Annotated in this window: 15 protein-coding genes; 9 read left to right on the top strand and 6 right to left on the bottom strand. The window is 72.9% G+C overall.

Going from position 1 to position 16,527, the window contains the following annotated elements; all coding sequences use genetic code 11:
- Positions 1-15: 15 nt before the first annotated feature.
- The 4 genes from ACF088_RS25790 to ACF088_RS25805 all read left to right on the top strand — a co-directional run bounded on the left by ACF088_RS25790 (position 16) and on the right by ACF088_RS25805 (position 3,602).
- Positions 16-999 carry a Zn-ribbon domain-containing OB-fold protein gene (locus ACF088_RS25790; protein ID WP_392378163.1) on the top strand — a complete coding sequence of 328 codons (984 nt, stop codon included), beginning with the start codon at positions 16-18 and terminating at the stop codon, positions 997-999.
- Positions 999-2,051: a thiolase domain-containing protein gene (locus ACF088_RS25795; protein ID WP_392378164.1), complete on the top strand. Its 1,053-nt coding sequence runs from the start codon at positions 999-1,001 to the stop codon at positions 2,049-2,051. Before ACF088_RS25790 ends, ACF088_RS25795 begins: the two co-directional genes overlap by 1 nt.
- On the top strand, positions 2,048-3,214 hold the full coding sequence (locus tag ACF088_RS25800) for a thiolase domain-containing protein (protein WP_392378165.1): 1,167 nt from the start codon (positions 2,048-2,050) through the stop codon (positions 3,212-3,214). Before ACF088_RS25795 ends, ACF088_RS25800 begins: the two co-directional genes overlap by 4 nt.
- A 148-nt stretch (positions 3,215-3,362) precedes the next feature.
- On the top strand, positions 3,363-3,602 hold the full coding sequence (locus tag ACF088_RS25805) for a DUF397 domain-containing protein (protein WP_392378167.1): 240 nt from the start codon (positions 3,363-3,365) through the stop codon (positions 3,600-3,602).
- Positions 3,603-3,686: 84 nt separating this feature from the next.
- Here ACF088_RS25805 and ACF088_RS25810 read toward each other — a convergent pair whose 3' ends face one another.
- The 3 genes from ACF088_RS25810 to ACF088_RS25820 are packed head-to-tail and all read right to left on the bottom strand — an operon-like array spanning position 3,687 to position 5,883.
- Positions 3,687-4,373, bottom strand: a complete 687-nt coding sequence (locus ACF088_RS25810) for a leucine-rich repeat domain-containing protein (protein ID WP_392378196.1) — start codon at positions 4,371-4,373, stop codon at positions 3,687-3,689.
- The gene (locus ACF088_RS25815; protein WP_392378168.1) at positions 4,301-5,233 is read right to left on the bottom strand and encodes a maleylpyruvate isomerase family mycothiol-dependent enzyme; all 933 of its coding nucleotides are present in this window, start codon (positions 5,231-5,233) and stop codon (positions 4,301-4,303) included. The genes ACF088_RS25810 and ACF088_RS25815 overlap by 73 nt, the downstream gene beginning before the upstream one ends.
- Positions 5,230-5,883: a pyridoxal 5'-phosphate synthase gene (locus ACF088_RS25820; protein WP_392378169.1), complete on the bottom strand. Its 654-nt coding sequence runs from the start codon at positions 5,881-5,883 to the stop codon at positions 5,230-5,232. Before ACF088_RS25820 ends, ACF088_RS25815 begins: the two co-directional genes overlap by 4 nt.
- Before the next feature lie 49 nt (positions 5,884-5,932).
- Between ACF088_RS25820 and ACF088_RS25825 the strand changes: the two genes are divergently transcribed.
- The 3 genes from ACF088_RS25825 (at position 5,933) to ACF088_RS25835 (ending at position 7,544) form a co-directional block, all read left to right on the top strand.
- The gene (locus tag ACF088_RS25825) at positions 5,933-6,541 is read left to right on the top strand and encodes a CGNR zinc finger domain-containing protein (protein WP_392378170.1); all 609 of its coding nucleotides are present in this window, start codon (positions 5,933-5,935) and stop codon (positions 6,539-6,541) included.
- Positions 6,542-6,550: 9 nt separating this feature from the next.
- Entirely contained in the window at positions 6,551-6,946 is a 396-nt protein-coding gene (locus ACF088_RS25830; protein WP_392378171.1) for an ACT domain-containing protein, read from the top strand.
- A 97-nt stretch (positions 6,947-7,043) separates the two neighbouring features.
- Positions 7,044-7,544 (top strand): hypothetical protein, encoded by a 501-nt coding sequence (locus ACF088_RS25835; protein ID WP_392378172.1) that lies wholly within the window; start codon positions 7,044-7,046, stop codon positions 7,542-7,544.
- A gap of 99 nt (positions 7,545-7,643) precedes the next feature.
- On the opposite strand, the gene ACF088_RS25840 is transcribed toward ACF088_RS25835, so the two are convergent.
- Both ACF088_RS25840 and ACF088_RS25845 read right to left on the bottom strand, forming a co-directional pair.
- Positions 7,644-9,650: an N-acetylmuramoyl-L-alanine amidase gene (locus tag ACF088_RS25840; protein ID WP_392378173.1), complete on the bottom strand. Its 2,007-nt coding sequence runs from the start codon at positions 9,648-9,650 to the stop codon at positions 7,644-7,646.
- Positions 9,651-10,035: 385 nt separating this feature from the next.
- Positions 10,036-11,169: an aminoglycoside phosphotransferase family protein gene (locus ACF088_RS25845; RefSeq protein ID WP_392378174.1), complete on the bottom strand. Its 1,134-nt coding sequence runs from the start codon at positions 11,167-11,169 to the stop codon at positions 10,036-10,038.
- Between the two features lie 285 nt (positions 11,170-11,454).
- Between ACF088_RS25845 and ACF088_RS25850 the strand changes: the two genes are divergently transcribed.
- Positions 11,455-12,984 (top strand): hypothetical protein, encoded by a 1,530-nt coding sequence (locus ACF088_RS25850; RefSeq protein ID WP_392378175.1) that lies wholly within the window; start codon positions 11,455-11,457, stop codon positions 12,982-12,984.
- 211 nt (positions 12,985-13,195) lie between these two features.
- On the opposite strand, the gene ACF088_RS25855 is transcribed toward ACF088_RS25850, so the two are convergent.
- Complete coding sequence (locus ACF088_RS25855) at positions 13,196-14,671, bottom strand: PP2C family protein-serine/threonine phosphatase (RefSeq protein ID WP_392378176.1); 1,476 nt, start codon at positions 14,669-14,671, stop codon at positions 13,196-13,198.
- Positions 14,672-14,982: 311 nt separating this feature from the next.
- Here ACF088_RS25855 and ACF088_RS25860 point away from each other — a divergent pair, with 311 nt between their 5' ends.
- Positions 14,983-16,398 (top strand): HEAT repeat domain-containing protein, encoded by a 1,416-nt coding sequence (locus tag ACF088_RS25860; protein ID WP_392378177.1) that lies wholly within the window; start codon positions 14,983-14,985, stop codon positions 16,396-16,398.
- The last annotated feature ends 129 nt before the right edge of the window (positions 16,399-16,527 follow it).

Consider the following 16,527-nt stretch of genomic DNA (forward strand, 5'->3'; position numbering starts at 1 on the left):
CCCAAGGAGCCCCGCATGCCAGAGGTCCTCACGGCGCCCCTCGTCGTGGAATTCCCCTTCACCCGCTCCCTCGGCCCCGTCCAGAGCGCCTTCCTCACCGGGCTGCGCGAGCGCACCGTCCTCGGCGTCACGGCGAGCGACGGCCGGGTGGTCGTCCCGCCCACCGAGTACGACCCGGTCACCGCCGAGGAGATCCGCGAACTGGTCGAGGTCGGCACCAGCGGCACCGTCACCACCTGGGCCTGGAACCCGGAACCCCGCCGCGGCCAGCCGCTCACCACCCCCTTCGCCTGGGTCCTGGTCCGGCTCGACGGCGCCGACACCGCCCTGCTGCACGCCCTGGACGCGCCCGGCCCCGACGCCGTACACACCGGAATGCGGGTCCGGGTCCGCTGGGCCCCGGAGCGCACCGGCGCGATCACCGACATCGCCTGTTTCGAGCCGGACGACAGCGCCGCCGATGACGGCCGTCCGGCGCTGGACGACAGCGCCGCAGGGGCCGGCCGGCCGGCACCGCACAGCGGGGAGTTCGCGGACCCCGTCACCGGGATCACCACCCCCGCCCGGCTCGACTACACCTATGCGCCCGGCCGTGCCCAGTCCCGCTATCTCCGGGCGCTCGTGGACCACCGGATCGTGGGCGAGCGCTGCCCCTCCTGCCGCAAGGTCTATGTCCCGCCCCGCGGTGCCTGCCCCACCTGCGGCGTCGCCACCGACACCCAGGTCGAGGTCGGCCCCCGCGGCACCGTGACCACCTTCTGCATCGTCAACATCAAGGCCAGGAACCTCGACATCGAGGTGCCCTACGTCTACGCCCATATCGCCCTGGACGGCGCCGACCTGGCCCTGCACGCCCGGATCGGCGGCATCCCGTACGACCGGGTCCGCATGGGGCTGCGCGTCGAACCCGTCTGGGCCGAGGACAGCCGCTTTCCCGACCACTACCGCCCCACCGGTGAACCCGATGCGGATTACGACCGCTACAAGGAGCTGATCTGATGCGCGACGTCGCCATCGTCGCCTTCGGGCAGAGCGATCACGTCCGCGACAGCGCGGAGACCTCCGAGGTCGAGATGCTGATGCCGGTGCTCCACGACGTGCTGGAGCAAACCGGCCTGGCGGCCCGGGACATCGACTTCACCTGCTCCGGCTCGTCCGACTACCTCGCCGGCCGGGCCTTCTCCTTCACCATGGCCCTGGACGGCGTCGGTGCCTGGCCGCCGATCTCCGAATCCCATGTCGAAATGGACGGCGCCTGGGCGCTGTACGAGGCCTGGGTGAAGATCCTCACCGGCGAGGCGGAGACCGCACTCGTCTACGCCTACGGCAAGTCCTCGCCCGGCGACGTCCGCGAGGTCCTCACCCGCCAGCTCGACCCGTACTACGTCGCCCCGCTGTGGCCCGACTCCGTCGCGCTCGCCGCCCTCCAGGCGCAGGCCCTGATCGACGCGGAGCTGACCGACGAGCGGGAACTGGCCGGCATCGCCGCCCGCAGCCGCGCCGCCGCCGGGGCCAACCCGCACGCCCAGCTGCGCGGCGAGATGCCCGTGGGCGAGCCGCTGGTCGCCCCGCTGCGGACCGGCGACTGCCCGCCCATCGGCGACGGCGCGGCCGCCGTCGTCCTAGCCGCCGGCGACACCGCCCGCCGACTGACCGCCCGCCCCGCCTGGATCCGCGGCCTCGACCACCGCATCGAGGCACACGGCCTGGGCGTCCGCGACCTCACCGACTCACCGTCCACCCGGCTCGCCGCCGAGCGCGCCGGCGCCTTCGAGCGGCCCCTCGACACGGCCGAGCTGCACGCCCCCTTCACCTCCCAGGAGGTCGTGCTGCGCCGCGCCCTGAAACTCGACGCGCCGGACAGCGCGGTGTGCATCAACCCGTCCGGCGGCGCGCTCGCCGCCAACCCCGTCATGGCCGCAGGCCTGATCCGCCTCGGCGAGGCCGCCGCCCGCATCCAGCGGGGCGCCTCCGACCGCGCCCTGGCACACGCCACCTCGGGGCCGTGCCTGCAGCACAACCTGGTCGCCGTCCTGGAAGGTGAGCGATGAGCAAGGAGCCCGTGGCCGTCGTCGGCATCGGTCAGACCACACACGTCGCCGCGCGCCGCGACGTCTCGCTCGCCGGACTCGTCCGTGAGGCGGCCCGGCGCGCCCTGGACGACGCCCAGTTGGCCTGGGCGGACATCGACGCCGTGGTGCTCGGCAAGGCCCCCGACTTCTTCGAGGGAGTGATGATGCCCGAGCTGTACCTCGCCGATGCCCTGGGCGCCGTCGGCAAACCGATGCTGCGGGTGCACACCGCCGGCTCGGTCGGCGGCTCCACCGCCCTGGTCGCCGCGAACCTCGTCGCCGCCCGGGTCCACCGCACCGTCCTCACCGTCGCCTTCGAGAAGCAGTCCGAGTCCAACGCCATGTGGGGCCTGTCCCTGCCCATCCCCTTCCAGCAGCCCCTGCTGGCCGGCGCCGGCGGCTTCTTCGCCCCGCACGTCCGCGCCTATATGAGGCGCACCGGCGCCCCGGACACCGTCGGCTCCCTCGTCGCCTACAAGGACCGCCGCAACGCCCTCAAGAACCCCTACGCCCACCTCCACGAACACGACCTCACCCTGGAGAAGGTCCGGGCCTCGCCGATGCTCTGGGACCCGATCCGCTACTCCGAGACCTGCCCGTCCTCCGACGGCGCCTGCGCGATGGTCCTCACCGACCGCACCGGAGCCGCCCGCGCACCGCACCCGGCGGCCTGGGTGCACGGCGGGGCCATGCGCAGCGAGCCCACCCTCTTCGCCGGCAAGGACTTCGTCTCCCCACAGGCCGGCAAGGACTGCGCCGCCGATGTCTACCGGCAGGCCGGTATCACCGACCCCCGCCGCCAGATCGACGCGGTGGAGATGTACGTCCCCTTCAGCTGGTACGAGCCGATGTGGCTGGAGAACCTGGGCTTCGCCGAGGAGGGGGAGGGCTGGAAGCTCACCGAGTCGGGCGTCACCGAGCTGGACGGCGATCTCCCCGTCAACCCGTCCGGCGGGGTGTTGTCCACCAACCCCATCGGTGCCTCCGGAATGATCCGCTTCGCGGAGGCCGCCCTCCAAGTGCGCGGACAGGCCGGCGCCCACCAAGTCGACGGCGCCCGCACGGCGTTGGGGCATGCGTACGGCGGCGGCTCCCAGTTCTTCTCGATGTGGCTGGTCGGCGCCGAAGCGCCGGCCACGTGACACCCCACGGGGCGGGCGCGCCGAGCCGGCGCGCCCTTCCCCGGCCACCACTCCACTCGCCACTCCACCGCCTCGCCACGTCCCCTGTCCGTCCCCGGACACAGTGGTTAGGCTGACCGCGGACGACGAACCGGGAGGAGCGGGGCACGTGACCGACAGCATCACCGAGCAGCGGCTCGTGGGCGGGCCCAGGCCCGATCTCGACCTGACGCAGGCCGAGTGGCAGTCGAGCACCCAGGGCGTGGGCGGCGTCCAGATCGCCTTCGTCGAGGGCTATATCGCGATGCGTAACCGCCACAGTCCGGAGATCCCGGCGTTGATCTTCACCCCCGCCGAGTGGCGGGCCTTCGTCCTCGATGCCCGCGACGGCGAATTCGATCTCACCTAGGGCCTGTGTTCACCTGCGGCGTTGCGGAGCGGCCCGCCGGCCGAAGGCCCGCGGGCCCGCCGCCCGGCCGTTCGTGAGCGAGCCTCAGGTGAGCACCACGCACCCGCTCCGCCGCAGCGCCAGGACCGGTTCCGCTCCGTCGTCCACGGCGTTCCAGCGCAGATCCAGCTTCTCCAGCGACGGCAGCCCCGTGATCCACGACGGCAGCACCTCGATCCGGTTCCCGCGCAGGTCGATCCGGCGCAGCAGCGGCAGCGCGCGCAGCGCCTCGGGGACGCCGGGCAGGGCGTTGTCCCGGAGCTCCAGCACCCTCAGCTCGTCCAGCTCTGCCACGCTCCCGGGCAGCTGCGTCAGCGCATTGCCGCCCAGCCACAGCTCCCGCAGGCGGCCGAGTCGCCCCAGTGTTTCCGGGAGGGAGGTCAACTCCGCGTGCTGTGCGCGGAGTTCGACCAGGCCGGCCATGCTGCCGAGTGCTGCCGGCAGCCGGCCGAGCGGATTCTCGCCGACGTTGAGGTAGCCGAGCCGGTCCAGGTTGCCGAGCGAGTCCGGCAGGGCGGTGAGCCGGTTGTCGTGCAGATAGAGGTAACGGGTCAGCCCGGCGAGCGCGCCGAGGTCGTCCGGGAGCGCCGTCAGCGCGTTGTGGCCGAGGTCGAGGGTGTGCAGCGCGTGCAGCCGGCCGAGCGCCGCCGGGATCTCGGTCAGGGCGTTGTCGGCAAGGATCCATACCTCCCAGTCCTCGCGCTGCCAGACCTCGGCAGGGACCGAACCCAGGCCCGCCTTCCAGAGGTTGAGGACGGGAGGCGTGGCGGACCCGGGGCGGGGCATGGGGCGTGCTGTCCTTCCGCAAGGCGGCGCCGGGGGCGGGGGCGGGGTGGATGCGGGCAGTCGAGGAGTTCGGGCGGTGGAACGGTCCGCCCCGACCGGCGGCAGTCGAGCGGGTGGTGCGGTGTGCGGCCGGCCAGCCAGGCCGCGAGGTCGGTGAGCGGGCCGCTGACGGTGACCGCCGGGGCGGCGGCGTCACCGTACCGCCGGGTGAGGGTGTCGTCCGTGGCCGTCAGGACGAGCTGCAGATCCTTTGGTGCGCGGGGTGCCAGATGGTCCAGCAGGTGGCGGCACAGCTCCTGCGGCCAGTCCCGTGGACCGTGGCCGATCCGGGCGTCCGCCGTGTGGATCTCCAACTCCCGCCACCAGCAGAGCAATGCGGAGCGCAGCGCGCCGTGGCGATGCGTCACCGGCCGCGGCCAGTCGGCCGGACCGACCGCCGCCCAGGCCGCGGACGCCTCGGCCGGCGCGGCCCGTACGGCGTCCCCCAGCGCCGCCGCCCCACGCCCCGCACCGGCCTCGATCGCGGCCGCACGCGCCGGGCGCCCGCCGTCGTACGGCTCGATCAGCTCACCGCGCAGCGCATAACGGGCCTGCCGGGCCAGGGCCACCGCGACGCCTTCGATGTGCGAGAGGACATGGGCGCGGGTCCAGCCGGGCAGCTCGCCCGGCTCCCGCACCGCGTCGTCGGTCAGGGCGGGCAGCAGGGCACACAGCCGCTCCTGACCCGCCACGATCGCGGCCCGCACCGCCTCCGCCGGCAGCGCGTGCGTCTCCGCCTCCGCCGGTTGTGCGTGCGTCTGCGTCACGGCCACAGCAGCTCCTTCCGCCATCCGCCGTCGGCCCGGTGGTAGGCCAGCCGGGTGTGCTTGCGCTCCTTGTCGCCCTGCCAGAACTCCACCGACTCCGCCCGCACCGTGTGCAGTGTCCATCCGGGCGCGACCAGACCGGGTTCGCGGGCGAGACGGGCCGCCGACTCCGCCACCGCCGCGTCCCGTTCGGCCAGGTCGCCCAGGGGACGGCTCTGCCGCCCGAGCAACGCCTCGGCCCGAGCGCCGGGGCTGCGGGCGAGGAAGTCCGCGGCCGCGCGCTCCGCGCTCTCCTGCACCACCGGCCCGCGGACCCGCACTTGGCGGGCGAGCGGCTGCCAGTAGAAGGTCAGCGCCGCGTACGGGCGGTCCGCCAGCTCGCGCCCCTTGGTGCTGTCACGGTGCGCGGCGAACCGCCAGCCGTCCGCGTCGATGTCCTTGAGGATCAGTGTGCGGGCCGACGGATTGCCGTCGGCGCCGGCGGTGGAGACGGTCATCGCGTGGGGCTCGGGGACCTGGGCCCGTATGGCGCCGAGCAGCCAGGCGGTGAAGAGTTCCACCGGGTCATCGGGTGTCTCCAGCGGATCGAATGCGGGCAGCTCGCCCGTGAACACCGGGAGCTCGCCCAGTAATTGACGTACGTCAGCCATACCGTCCCCTAGGTAATTAACGGTTGTCCGCGACGTTACCATTAGCGCCATGACCGCAACACGGCTCGCACTCGAACTCGCCGTCACCCTCCGCCATGACGGGCACGGCGGCGTCACCGATGACCTGGCCGGTCCGGAAGGGCTCGCGGTCTGGGTACGCGAACGGGCCGCAGTGCTGGACTGCGCGGCCGACCCGGCCACCCCCGACGAGGCGCTGCACACCAGCGTGCGGGAGCTGCGGGCCGCGGTCCGGTCGCTGTTCGCCCGCGCCGTCCGGCCGGGACCGCCCAGCTCCGCCGATGCCCACCGGCTGCTCCCGGAGGAGGAGGCGCTCCGCCGGCTCAACGCCGCCGCGGCCCTGGTCCCCACGGCACCCCGGCTCAGCTGGGAGCCCGGCGCGCCGCCCGCCATCCGGCACCACCCGGCGGGCTCCCCGCCGCCCGCCGACCGGATCGTCGCCGCGCTGGCCCGCGCCGCCCTCGCCTTCCTGGCCGGCCCCGACCGGGTGCTGCTGCGGGCCTGCCCCGCCCCGCGCTGTGTGCGCTACTTCGTCAAGGACCACGCCCGCCAGGAGTGGTGCACCCCCTCCTGCGGCAACCGCGCCCGGGTCGCCCGCCACCACGAGCGGCGCCGGGAAGGACAGGACGGGGCCCCGTAGGGTGGTGGCATGACGGGTGAACGTGATCTCCGGGCCCTGCTGAGCGGGATGCGTCCCGAGCGGAACGAAGGCCGTTTTGTCTTTACGAGCGTGCCCGGCGCGGTCCCCGACGGGCTGACGCCGGTGGTCACGGTCACCGAGCCCGAAGGCCGCACCCTCGTCGTCCACCAGGAAGAGGCCGACCGTGCGGGCCTGGCGTACGACTATGTCGCCGGCTGGATCACCCTGCGGGTGCACTCCGCGCTGGACGCCGTCGGACTGACCGCCGCCGTGGCCACCGCACTCGCCCAGGCCGGCCTCAGCTGCAATGTCGTCGCCGGTTTCCACCACGATCACCTCTTCGTGCCGCATGCCGCGACCGACGAGGCGCTGCGCCGGCTGCGCGCACTGGCCGACCAGGCATAACGACCACCGGCAAGAGGAGGCGGCGGCTCCGTGCCCGGGGCGCCCCGCACGCCGACGTCCGCGCCGCGTGCCCGGCCGGGCCACGTACGATGGCGGCATGTCCTTCCTCCGCCGCCGCAGCGCAGCCACGCCCGCCGGGCCTGACTTCGACGTCCTCGCCATGGACCCCGGGGACTGGCCGGGCAATCTCGGAGCCGGGCTGCTGCCCGCGCCCGACGGGAGCTGCCAGGGCGTCTTCCTCCGCTACGACCTGTTCGGCGGCCGCGGCCCCGCGATGATCATCGGCAATCTGCCGGACGGGTCCCCGGCCCGCGAGCTCGAGGACGACCAGGTGCCCTTCGAAGTGGCACAGCTGCTCGCCGCGCTCGGCAACGACGAGCCGGTGACGGTCGTCGAGAGCGAGGACACCCCCGTGATGCACGAGGACAACCTGCTGATCGTCAAGCGCATCAAGTGCTCCGAGAGCCGGATCTCCTGCGCCCAGTTCGACCGCAGCGACGGGGTGCTGGTCACCATCGCCAGCTGGGACCGGCCGATCACCGACGATCTCTACGCGCTGCTCAAGCCGCTGCCGGCGGAGCTCTTCCAGCAGGGCTGAGCCCCGGCGCGGCACCGGAGCGGACACCCTCGAGCCCGGTGGACGGTACTCCCGTCCACCGGGCGCGTACGCGTTCACCCGATCGGTGTGCGCACGGGCTCAGGAATCCGAGCGCCGCACATCGACGTCGGCCGCCCGCACATAGCCGACCCGGTGCCCGAGCTGGATCTCGTAGTAGACATCCTCGCCGCGCACGATCGCATGCTCGGAGAGCTCGAAGGTGGGCGCGTAGAAGTAGTCGCCCGTCATCCGGTCCCCGACGGCGTACTTCTGGCCGGCGGCGAGCTTGTACGGCAGCGCGGAGACCGCCTGGTAGGGCACCCCGGACGGGTAGGCCCCCTTCTCCGGGTACGCACGGCCGTAGACCGGGATCTCCTCCCGGCCCGCCTTCGGCGTGGCGATCATCCCCTTGGCGTTCACCGCCGTCGGCGCGTGGTGCGGATTGCGGAACCACGCCTTCTGCCCGAGGTACCAGATCGCCGTCCAGTCGCCGGACCGGCCCGCCAGCGCGAACCGCTGGCCGGTCGAGGCCCGGGCACCGGTGTCGTTCACGCCCTCGGTCGAGTCACTGCCGTCCGGGTGCAGACCCACGTCCTTGACCAGCGGTGCGTCCTCGTCCGGCGCGGTGTACAGCCGGACCGCCGTGGAACCGTGTGGCGCGCAGCTGTCGCCGGCCTTCTCGCAGCCGGTGTAAGGGGGCTTGTTGCGGGCGTAGTCCGGCCGGATGGTGACCAGCCCGCCATGCGTGCCCGAGGCGGCCCTGAACGGCTTGCCCAACAGGGAGAAGTAGTGCGCCCAGTCCCAGTACGGGCCGGGGTCGGTGTGCATCCCGGGGATCGTGGACGTGGTCGTGCCGGGCACGTTGTCGTGGCCCAGGATGTGCTGCCGGTCGAGCGGCACGTCGTACTTGCGGCTCAGATACTTCACCAGCCGGGCCGACGTGCGGTACATCGCCTCCGTGTACCAGGCGTCCGGTGCGGCGAGGAAGCCCTCGTGCTCGATGCCGACGGAGTGCGAGTTGATGTACCAGTTGCCCGCATGCCAGGCGACATCCTTGGTCGGCACATGCTGGGCGATCAGGCCGTCCGAGGAGCGGATGGTGTAGTTCCAGGACACATAGGCCGGGTCCTTGATCAGCTTGAGGGTCGTCTCCCAGGACCCCTCGGTGTCGTGGATGACAATGGTGCTGACCCGTAGGTCCTCGGGCCGGTCCGCCTTGTCGTGGTTGCCGTAGTCACCGTCCCCGAACTCCTCGTACGGCGCCGGAACGGACTCGCAGGCGACGCTGTGCGGGCACTCCAGCTTGCGGCCGGCCTGCGTCGGAGATGCCTTTGCGCCCGGTGCGCCGAGACGTTTCTGCTGCACGGCATCGGGGGTCAGCTCCGGCGTGGCGGCCAGCGTGACCCGCTGCCCCGCGTCGGTCGTGCGCGTCTGGCCGTGGCGCATGACCTCGTAGACCTCGTCCGCGAAGGCCCGGCCGCCGCGCGTACTGTCCTGGCCGCCGTAGCGCGCCACCGCCTCGTACCACCGCGCAGGGTCACCGCCCGTCCGGTGTCCCAGCTTGCGCTGCTCCGCGGCGAGCAGCGCCGCCCCGCCGAGCACATTCGCCGCGGGGTCGGTACGCAGCCGCTCGGCGGACAGCCCGGCCAGCGTGGCGGCCGTCGTCAACGTCCGCAACCGGGCGGGGAGTTCGGCGGGCAGCGCGGCCCGCTTCGCGGTACCGGCCGGCACTCGCTTACGGGGCCGCGCGCCGTCGCCGCGGGCGTCCTCGGTACCCCCGCTGAACTCCGGCGTGCGCGTCAGCGCGGTGCGGGCATCGGTCAGATGCATCGGACCGTAGCCCCCGGAGACGCTGGGCGCGCCGCCATGGGTGTCCCAGCGCGACTCCAGGTACGAAACGCCGAGCAGCACACTGCGCGGCACCTGGAAGCGGGCGGCGGCATCGGTGAAGGCCCGCTGCAGATCATCGGTCCGGGGCTGGCCGGCATGCGCGGACGGTGCTCCCGACAGGGGCAGCAGCAGCACCGCCGCCGCAACGGCGGTGGCGGACCTGCGCAGGGCGGGGCGGTGGAATCTCTTCTCGTCTTCCGGGGCGGATCCTCGCAAAGCAACCTCCTCGAGCCGGCCCGAGCCGGGGCGGTGTGACGGTGGGTGCGCAAACGGCCGCACGGGCGGGACCCGAGACTAGAGCCCCCGTCGGCTTAGAGCTATACGTTTGCCGAGGGTCCGTCAATCACCGCGCCCTCTCGGGATTCCGCATGTCAGGGCATCTCCACAGGAGCCTTCCCGGACGGGTGTCCGGGGCTGCGGGGCGTCAGTGGAATGGACCAACGACCGGACTCGACCGGACTTGGGCGAGGGCGGCACGGACGGACGGCCGGGGAGGGGGAGGCCGGACCGGCGCACATGGGTGAGCGGCGCACCCCGTACCCGGGTGCGCCGCTCACGATCCCCCCTTGCGGTGCCGGTGACATCCGGCACCCGTCGGCGGTCAGCGGGTGCCGACCGCCGCCCGTACCGCACGGCGCGCCATCTGGCAGTCGTCGTGCAGCCGGCGGAGGAGCAGCCGCTGCTCCTCGCCCGCCGCGGGCACGCCGGGTAGTCCCGGACCCGGTGTCCCCGTCGGCGTGGGTTCGCGCATGGTCCGTTGGACCGCGGTTTCATAACGTCGGATCTCGCGGGTGAGTACCAGCATCAGATTCACCAGGAAGGCGTCCCGCGAGGCCGGGCCGGCGTTCTGGGCGAGCTGGCTGATGTGCCGGCGGGCGACCGGCGCGTCGCCGAGCACCGACCACAGCGTCGCCAGGTCGTAGCCCGGCAGATACCAGCCCGCGCTGTCCCAGTCCAGCAGGACCGGGCCCGCGGGGGAGAGCAGCACATTGTTCAGCAGTGCGTCGCCGTGGCAGAACTGGCCCTGGGTGTGCGACAGACCGTGCAGCAGCTTCTGCAGATCGCCCAGGTCACGGTCGGTGAGCAGCCCCAGGTCGTGGTAGCGGCCGATCCGGCCCGGGTAGTCCAGCGGGGCGTCGAACAGCCCGGCCGGCGGACGCCAGAGGTTGATCCGGCAGATCGCGCCGAGCGCGGCCCGTACGTCGGCACGGGGCGGCGCCTCGGACGGGTGCCGGGTCAGCGCTGCGACCCGGCCGGGCATCCGCTCCACGATCAGCGTGCAGTTGTCGGGATCGGCGGCCACCAGACGCGGCACCCGTACCGGCGGACGATGCCGGACGAATGCGCGGTATGCACTTATTTCCTGCCGGAACCTGTCCGCCCACGCGGGGGAGTGGTCCAGTAAACACTTGGCGACCGCGGTCATCCGGCCCGTCGTGCCGACGAGGAGCACGGACCTGCCGCTGCGGCGCAGCACCTGTACCGGGTTGAACTCCGGGCAGATGCGGTGCACCGAGGCGACGGCGGCGCGCAACTGGGCTCCCTGCGGGCCGGACAAGTCGATTCTCCCGCTGAGCGGTTGGGAGCCCGTCCCCTGCATCCGCCGGGTACGGCCGCCGGGGAGACCGGTGACCGCTCCCGCGGAAGGAGCGGGGTCGAGATACGGCCCGCTTCCGGTGGGGTGCGGGCGGTACGGCCGGGTGGGGGCGGTCACGGCGGACGATGCTGCATACATGGGTGAAACAGATCCCTTCGTGCGCCGGCGAGTTGCGTGCGCTCCCCGGCCCGGTGGTGGGAACCCGTGAACGGGCCCCGTGCAGGAGGCCGATCCAGGGTCCCCGTGAAGGGCGCGCACCCTGGGGAATGCGGTCCCGCCACCAGGCCGGGGGCGGCATATCTACAGAACACGTGACTGCGGGTGGCAGACCATCTGGCGCACCCTGGCGAACCCTGGCGAATGCCCACAGCCCATGTCAGCGGCCGTTACTGTCAACTCAGTCGAGGAACCTGGGGGCTTGACGTGGACAGGCAGCCGAACACCCGTCTCGCGGACCTTTTCGGCCTGGCCGGCTGGTCCAAAGGAGAGCTGGCGAGACTGGTCAACCGGCAGGCGGCGGCCATGGGGCATCCGCAGCTGGCGACCGACACCTCGCGAGTGCGGCGCTGGATCGACATGGGGGAGACCCCGCGCGATCCGGTGCCCGAGGTCCTGGCTTCCCTGTTCACCGAGCGCCTCGGCCGTGTCGTAACCATCGAGGATCTCGGGTTCGCAAGAACCGGTCGCTCGGGGAAACGGCAGGCCATGGACGGTCTGCCGTGGGCTCCCGAACGGACCGCTGCGGTCCTCACGGAATTCACGGGAATGGACCTCATGCTCAACCGACGCGGCTTGGTGGGTGCGGGCGCCGCACTCGCCGCGGGCTCCGCACTCTCCGGCGCCATGCACGACTGGCTGCACACCGACCCGGCCCCGGCCGGCGCCCCACGCCACGACGCCATGTTCGCCTCCGACTCCTTCGACGAACTCGACCAGATCGGCCTCGACCGCTATGAGGCGGCTCCTGTGGGATCACAGGAGATCGATGCGCTGGAGCACTCGGTCGAGGTGTTCCGCGCCTGGGACGCGGCCCGCGGGGGCGGGCTGCAGCGCAAGGCCGTGGTGGGCCAGCTCAACGAGGTGGGCGGCATGCTCGCCTACCGCCACCCCGATCATCTGCAGCGCAGGCTGTGGGGGGTGGCCGCCAATCTGGCGGTGCTGGCGGGCTGGATGTCCCATGACGTGGGCCTGGAGCCCACCGCCCAGAAGTACTTCATCATCGCCGCCCATGCGGCCCGCGAGGGCGGCGACCGCCCGCGTGCCGGCGAGGCGCTCTCCCGTGCCGCCCGTCAGATGGTGCATCTGGGCCGCCCCGACGATGCGCTGGATCTGATGAAGCTGGCCAAGTCCGGCTCCGGTGCGGAAACCCTGCCGCGCACCCGCGCCATGCTGCACACCATCGAGGCCTGGGCACAGGCGTCCAAGGGCCACGGCCAGGCGATGCGCCGCACCCTGGGCGAGGCGGAGGACCTCTTCGTCTCGGACAAGGGGGACGTGCCGCCACCGAGCTGGATGCAGATGTTCGACGAGGCGGATCTGCACGGCATGCAGGCGCTGGCCTTCCGTACCCTCGCCGATCACGATCCGTCGGCCGCCAGGATCGCCCAGCATCACGCCCAGCGGGCGCTGAGGCTGCGGGAGAACGGCCGCCAGCGCTCGCAGATCTTCGACTACATCTCGATGGCCTCGGCCTGCTTCATCGGAAACGACCCCGAACAGGCCGACCGCTACGCCCGGTTGGCGCTGGTGTCCATCGGCGAGAACTCCTCGCACCGCACCTGGGACCGGCTCCGCGAAATGTTCCGGCTCACGGGGCAGTATGCGAACTACGCCAAGATCCAGGACCTGCGCGAGGAGATCCAGCATGTCCTGCCGAAGGCGAAGCCCAAGACCAAGGGGGCGGGCCTCGGCCCCGGCATCGGATCGGGAGTCGGGAAGCACTTCTCGGCCTGAGGCGCCTGAGGCGGGCGGATGCACGGAGCGTGACGGGGCGTCATCCGTAGGGGCGACGTCCTCCTCGGCTCCGCTGCCTCACCCGTCAGCGCTGCCTCACCCGTGGCCCGGCGGATCGCCGCCGACGTGTTCGTCGACGTGTTCGCCGACGTGTGCGGGGCGACCGGCTCCGGATGCGCCGGTCCGCCGCCCGCACCTGCCGCGGTGTGTCTCAGTCGCCGACCCTGGCGACCAGTACACAGGCGTCGTCCTCGCGATCGGTGCTGCCGAACTCCTCGACGACGATGCGGATGCCGTCCTGCGCACTGCGGGCCGCGGCGAACCGCGGCGCCAGGGCGAGGAGCCGCTCGGTGCCCTCGTGGAGGGCTTCCGCGCCATGCGTACGGCGGGGGACGAGGCCATCGGTGTGCAGGACGAGCAGGTCACCCGGCTCCAGTTGCTCGGTGCGCTGGGTATAGGCCGCACCCGAGGTCGCCCCGAGCAGGACACCCTCGGGCGGGTCCAGCGCGTGCCCCGTGCCGCCGCGGAACAGCAGCGGTGCGGGGTGTCCGGCCTGGGCCCACTCCAAGGTCCGTGTAGCGGCGTCGAAGCGGCCGCACACCGTGCTGCCCAGCGCCGGCTGAGCGGTGGTGTCCAGCATTTGGTTGAGGAAGCACATCAGGGGTCCCGGCCGGTGGCCGGCGACGGCCATACCGCGCAGCGCGCCGAGCACCATCGCCATCCCGGACGTGGCGGTGACGCCGTGCCCGGTGAGGTCGCCGACGCTCAACAGCGTGGTGCCGTCGGGGAGTTGCAGGGCGTCGTACCAGCCCCCGCCGATCAGGGCGCGGGTGCCGGACGGTAGATAGCGCCCCGCGAGGTCGAGGGCGACCGGACCGCCTTGCGGGAACCGCAGGGAGCCGCGCCACGGGGGGAGCACGGCCTCCTGCAGCTCGACCGCAAGCCGGTGCTCGGTCTGCGCGATATGCCGCTCCCGGTGCAGCGAGTCACCGGTCTCGCGTACCGCCTGCTGGCTGCGGCGCAGCTCGCTGACGTCCCGCAGCACGGCCCACATACAGGCGGTACTGCCGTCGGCGTCGAGCACCGGCTCGCCCGCCATGTGCACCGTGCGCAGGCTTGCGTCCGGGCGCACGATGCGGAATTCGCCGTCGATGGGGCGGCCGTCCACCAGACAGTCGGTGACCATCGTGGCCAGCCCCTCCTGGTCGTCGGCGTGGACCAGGGACGGCAGCTCGTCGAGGGTGAGGGGGCCGTCGGACGGTGCCCTGCCGAACATCGCGAACAGCTCGTCGGACCAGCTGACCTCGTCGGTGAGGAGGTTCCACTCGGCGCTGCCCACCCGGCGCAGCAGCGCGCCGTGTTCATGGGGCGCGGGCTCCGGCGGGGCCGACGGCAGCCCGGCCTCCCGGGCGCCCCCCTCCTCGCCGTCCTCGCCCTCGGCGGGCAGGCCCTCTCTCAGCTGATCGAGATGGCCCCCGAGGTCGTCGAGGTGATGCACGGCGAGATCGCACAGCGCCCGCTGCCAGCGCAGCTGCGGGTCGGCGGCGAGGTCGGTGTCCACCCCGGACTCCCTGCGCACCGCATCGAGGTCGCCGCGCAGGCGGCGGGCCTGCGTGATGAGTGACTCGACCGTGTCGCGCTCGGGGGGCCGGTCTGCTGGGTGATCCGCGAAGAGAGGGGACGGCATGACGTACTCCGTGATCAGGCGGCGCCGGGCTGAAGGGCCGGTAACGACTGTTGCACAGGCGGCGACCGTCCGTAAGGGATTTGGCACTACCCGATACGGTGGTGCATCTGGCATATGCCCCCGGCTTTCCGGGGCAATCCCGGGGCGAATCGGCGGAATGGCAGCTTCCAAGCTAGGCTTCGGCCGCCGTACAGCAGGCGCTTCCGCCGATCCATGGTGGGAACGAGGCTTACGGCCCGCGGTCACCGGCAAGAATGCCGGTCAGCGGAAATCCCGTTGCCAGCCTGCCCCCCGCACCGGATGCTGACCTCATGTTCGATCCAGACATAGCGCCCAGTGGCACCCTGCTCGGCCTCCTGCAGCGAGGCCGCGGCGACGGGACCCTGCATGCCCTCGCGGCGCCGCGGGCCGAGGCGCTCGCGGCACTCAACGACAGCGTGCTGCGCGATCCCCGTCGCGACTGGCAAGTCGAGAACCGCTCGCTCTACTACGCGCGCCTCTATATGCAGCTCGACGGCGGACTCGAAGAGATCGAACGCCACCTCTTCCACCCCGACGACCTCGTCGACACCGGCGAGGAGCGCACCGGCCTCGCCCTCGCGGTCCTCGGCCACCTCGCCGCCTATGGCAAGGACGCCGCCCGTCTGCTGCTGCGCAGCTATGCCGCGGCCGGCAGCAACTGGCGCTGGGCCCTGGACGAGCTTGCGCTGCGTGACGACGACGCCGGGCTGATGACCCTCGCCCCCGCCGTCCTCGCCCGCTTCCCGGAGACCGAGGAGGGCGATGCCGAGCTGGCCACCGCCGTTCGCGACGCCTTCGAGCCCCGCCCCTGGCGCCTGTGGGCCGACGACCCCCGCTACGGCACGCGGCTGGCCGCCGCCGGGGAACAGGGCTCCTTCGACCGCTGGCAGCGGCAGATGCGGCCCCGTGGGCCGCGCCCCGGCTGGAGCGTGACCGAGGTGCTTCGGTGGGCCGAGGAGGGGCTGGAACAGCCGAGCGGGGAACACCGGCACATCGCCGGCGCCCGCTGCCTCGCCGCCGTCGCCGGCCCCGAGGACCGCCCCGAGCTGCTGCGCGCCGCGCGCAGCGCACCGGACGCGGCCCGCGCCGCCGTCCTGCACCACCTCGCCGAACGCGGCGATCCGGACGCCCTCGATCTGATCGAGGACGCGGTCGTCGACCCCTTCTCCTCCGAGCGGCTGGCCTCCGCGGCGCTCGCCGCCTTCGCGCGGATGCGCAGCGTGGCCGCGGTCGCACGGGCCAGGGTCTGGGCGCCGCGCGCCGACCTGCTGGGTGCGGCCGCCGCCGCCATGCTCGCCCGCCGCGGCGGGCGGCGCGACGCCGGACCGGTGCTGGCCGCCCTGCGCCGGACCGTCCGCGAGGAGGGCCCGGACGCGGACGGCCTGTGGGAGCTGGTCGACGGCACCGGACGCCTCGGGGTCGGCTGCGCCGCCCCCGTCCTGCGGCACATCTACCGCGAGACGTCCTCCTCGCACCTGCGCGGACGGGCCGCCGGGGCGCTCGCCGCCACCGACCCCGGTTTCGCGGCCGGCTTCGCCGTCGAGTGCCTGTGGGACTGCGAGGAGACCACCCGGGAACTGGCCGCCCGGCACGCCGCCACCGGTGACGACCGGGTCGTCGAACAGCTGCGCCGTCTCGCCGCCGACCCGGCCGAAGAGGCCGAGGTACAGACGGCCGTGCGCAGCAGATTCGGACTTGAGTCCTAGACCCGTCCGCTGCGCTTTGCTTGGCCCCGTTTTTGGCTTTCCCGCCGTGGGTGGTTTCTCGCCGTTGCGCCTGGCGGCGGGCCGGGTCCGCTGCGCGGGGCTGTGGGTGCGGTGACGGGCCTCCGGGGC

The sequence above is a fragment of the Streptomyces sp. NPDC015125 genome (genome assembly GCF_043080045.1).
In the GTDB taxonomy this organism is placed as follows: Bacteria; Actinomycetota; Actinomycetes; order Streptomycetales; family Streptomycetaceae; genus Streptomyces.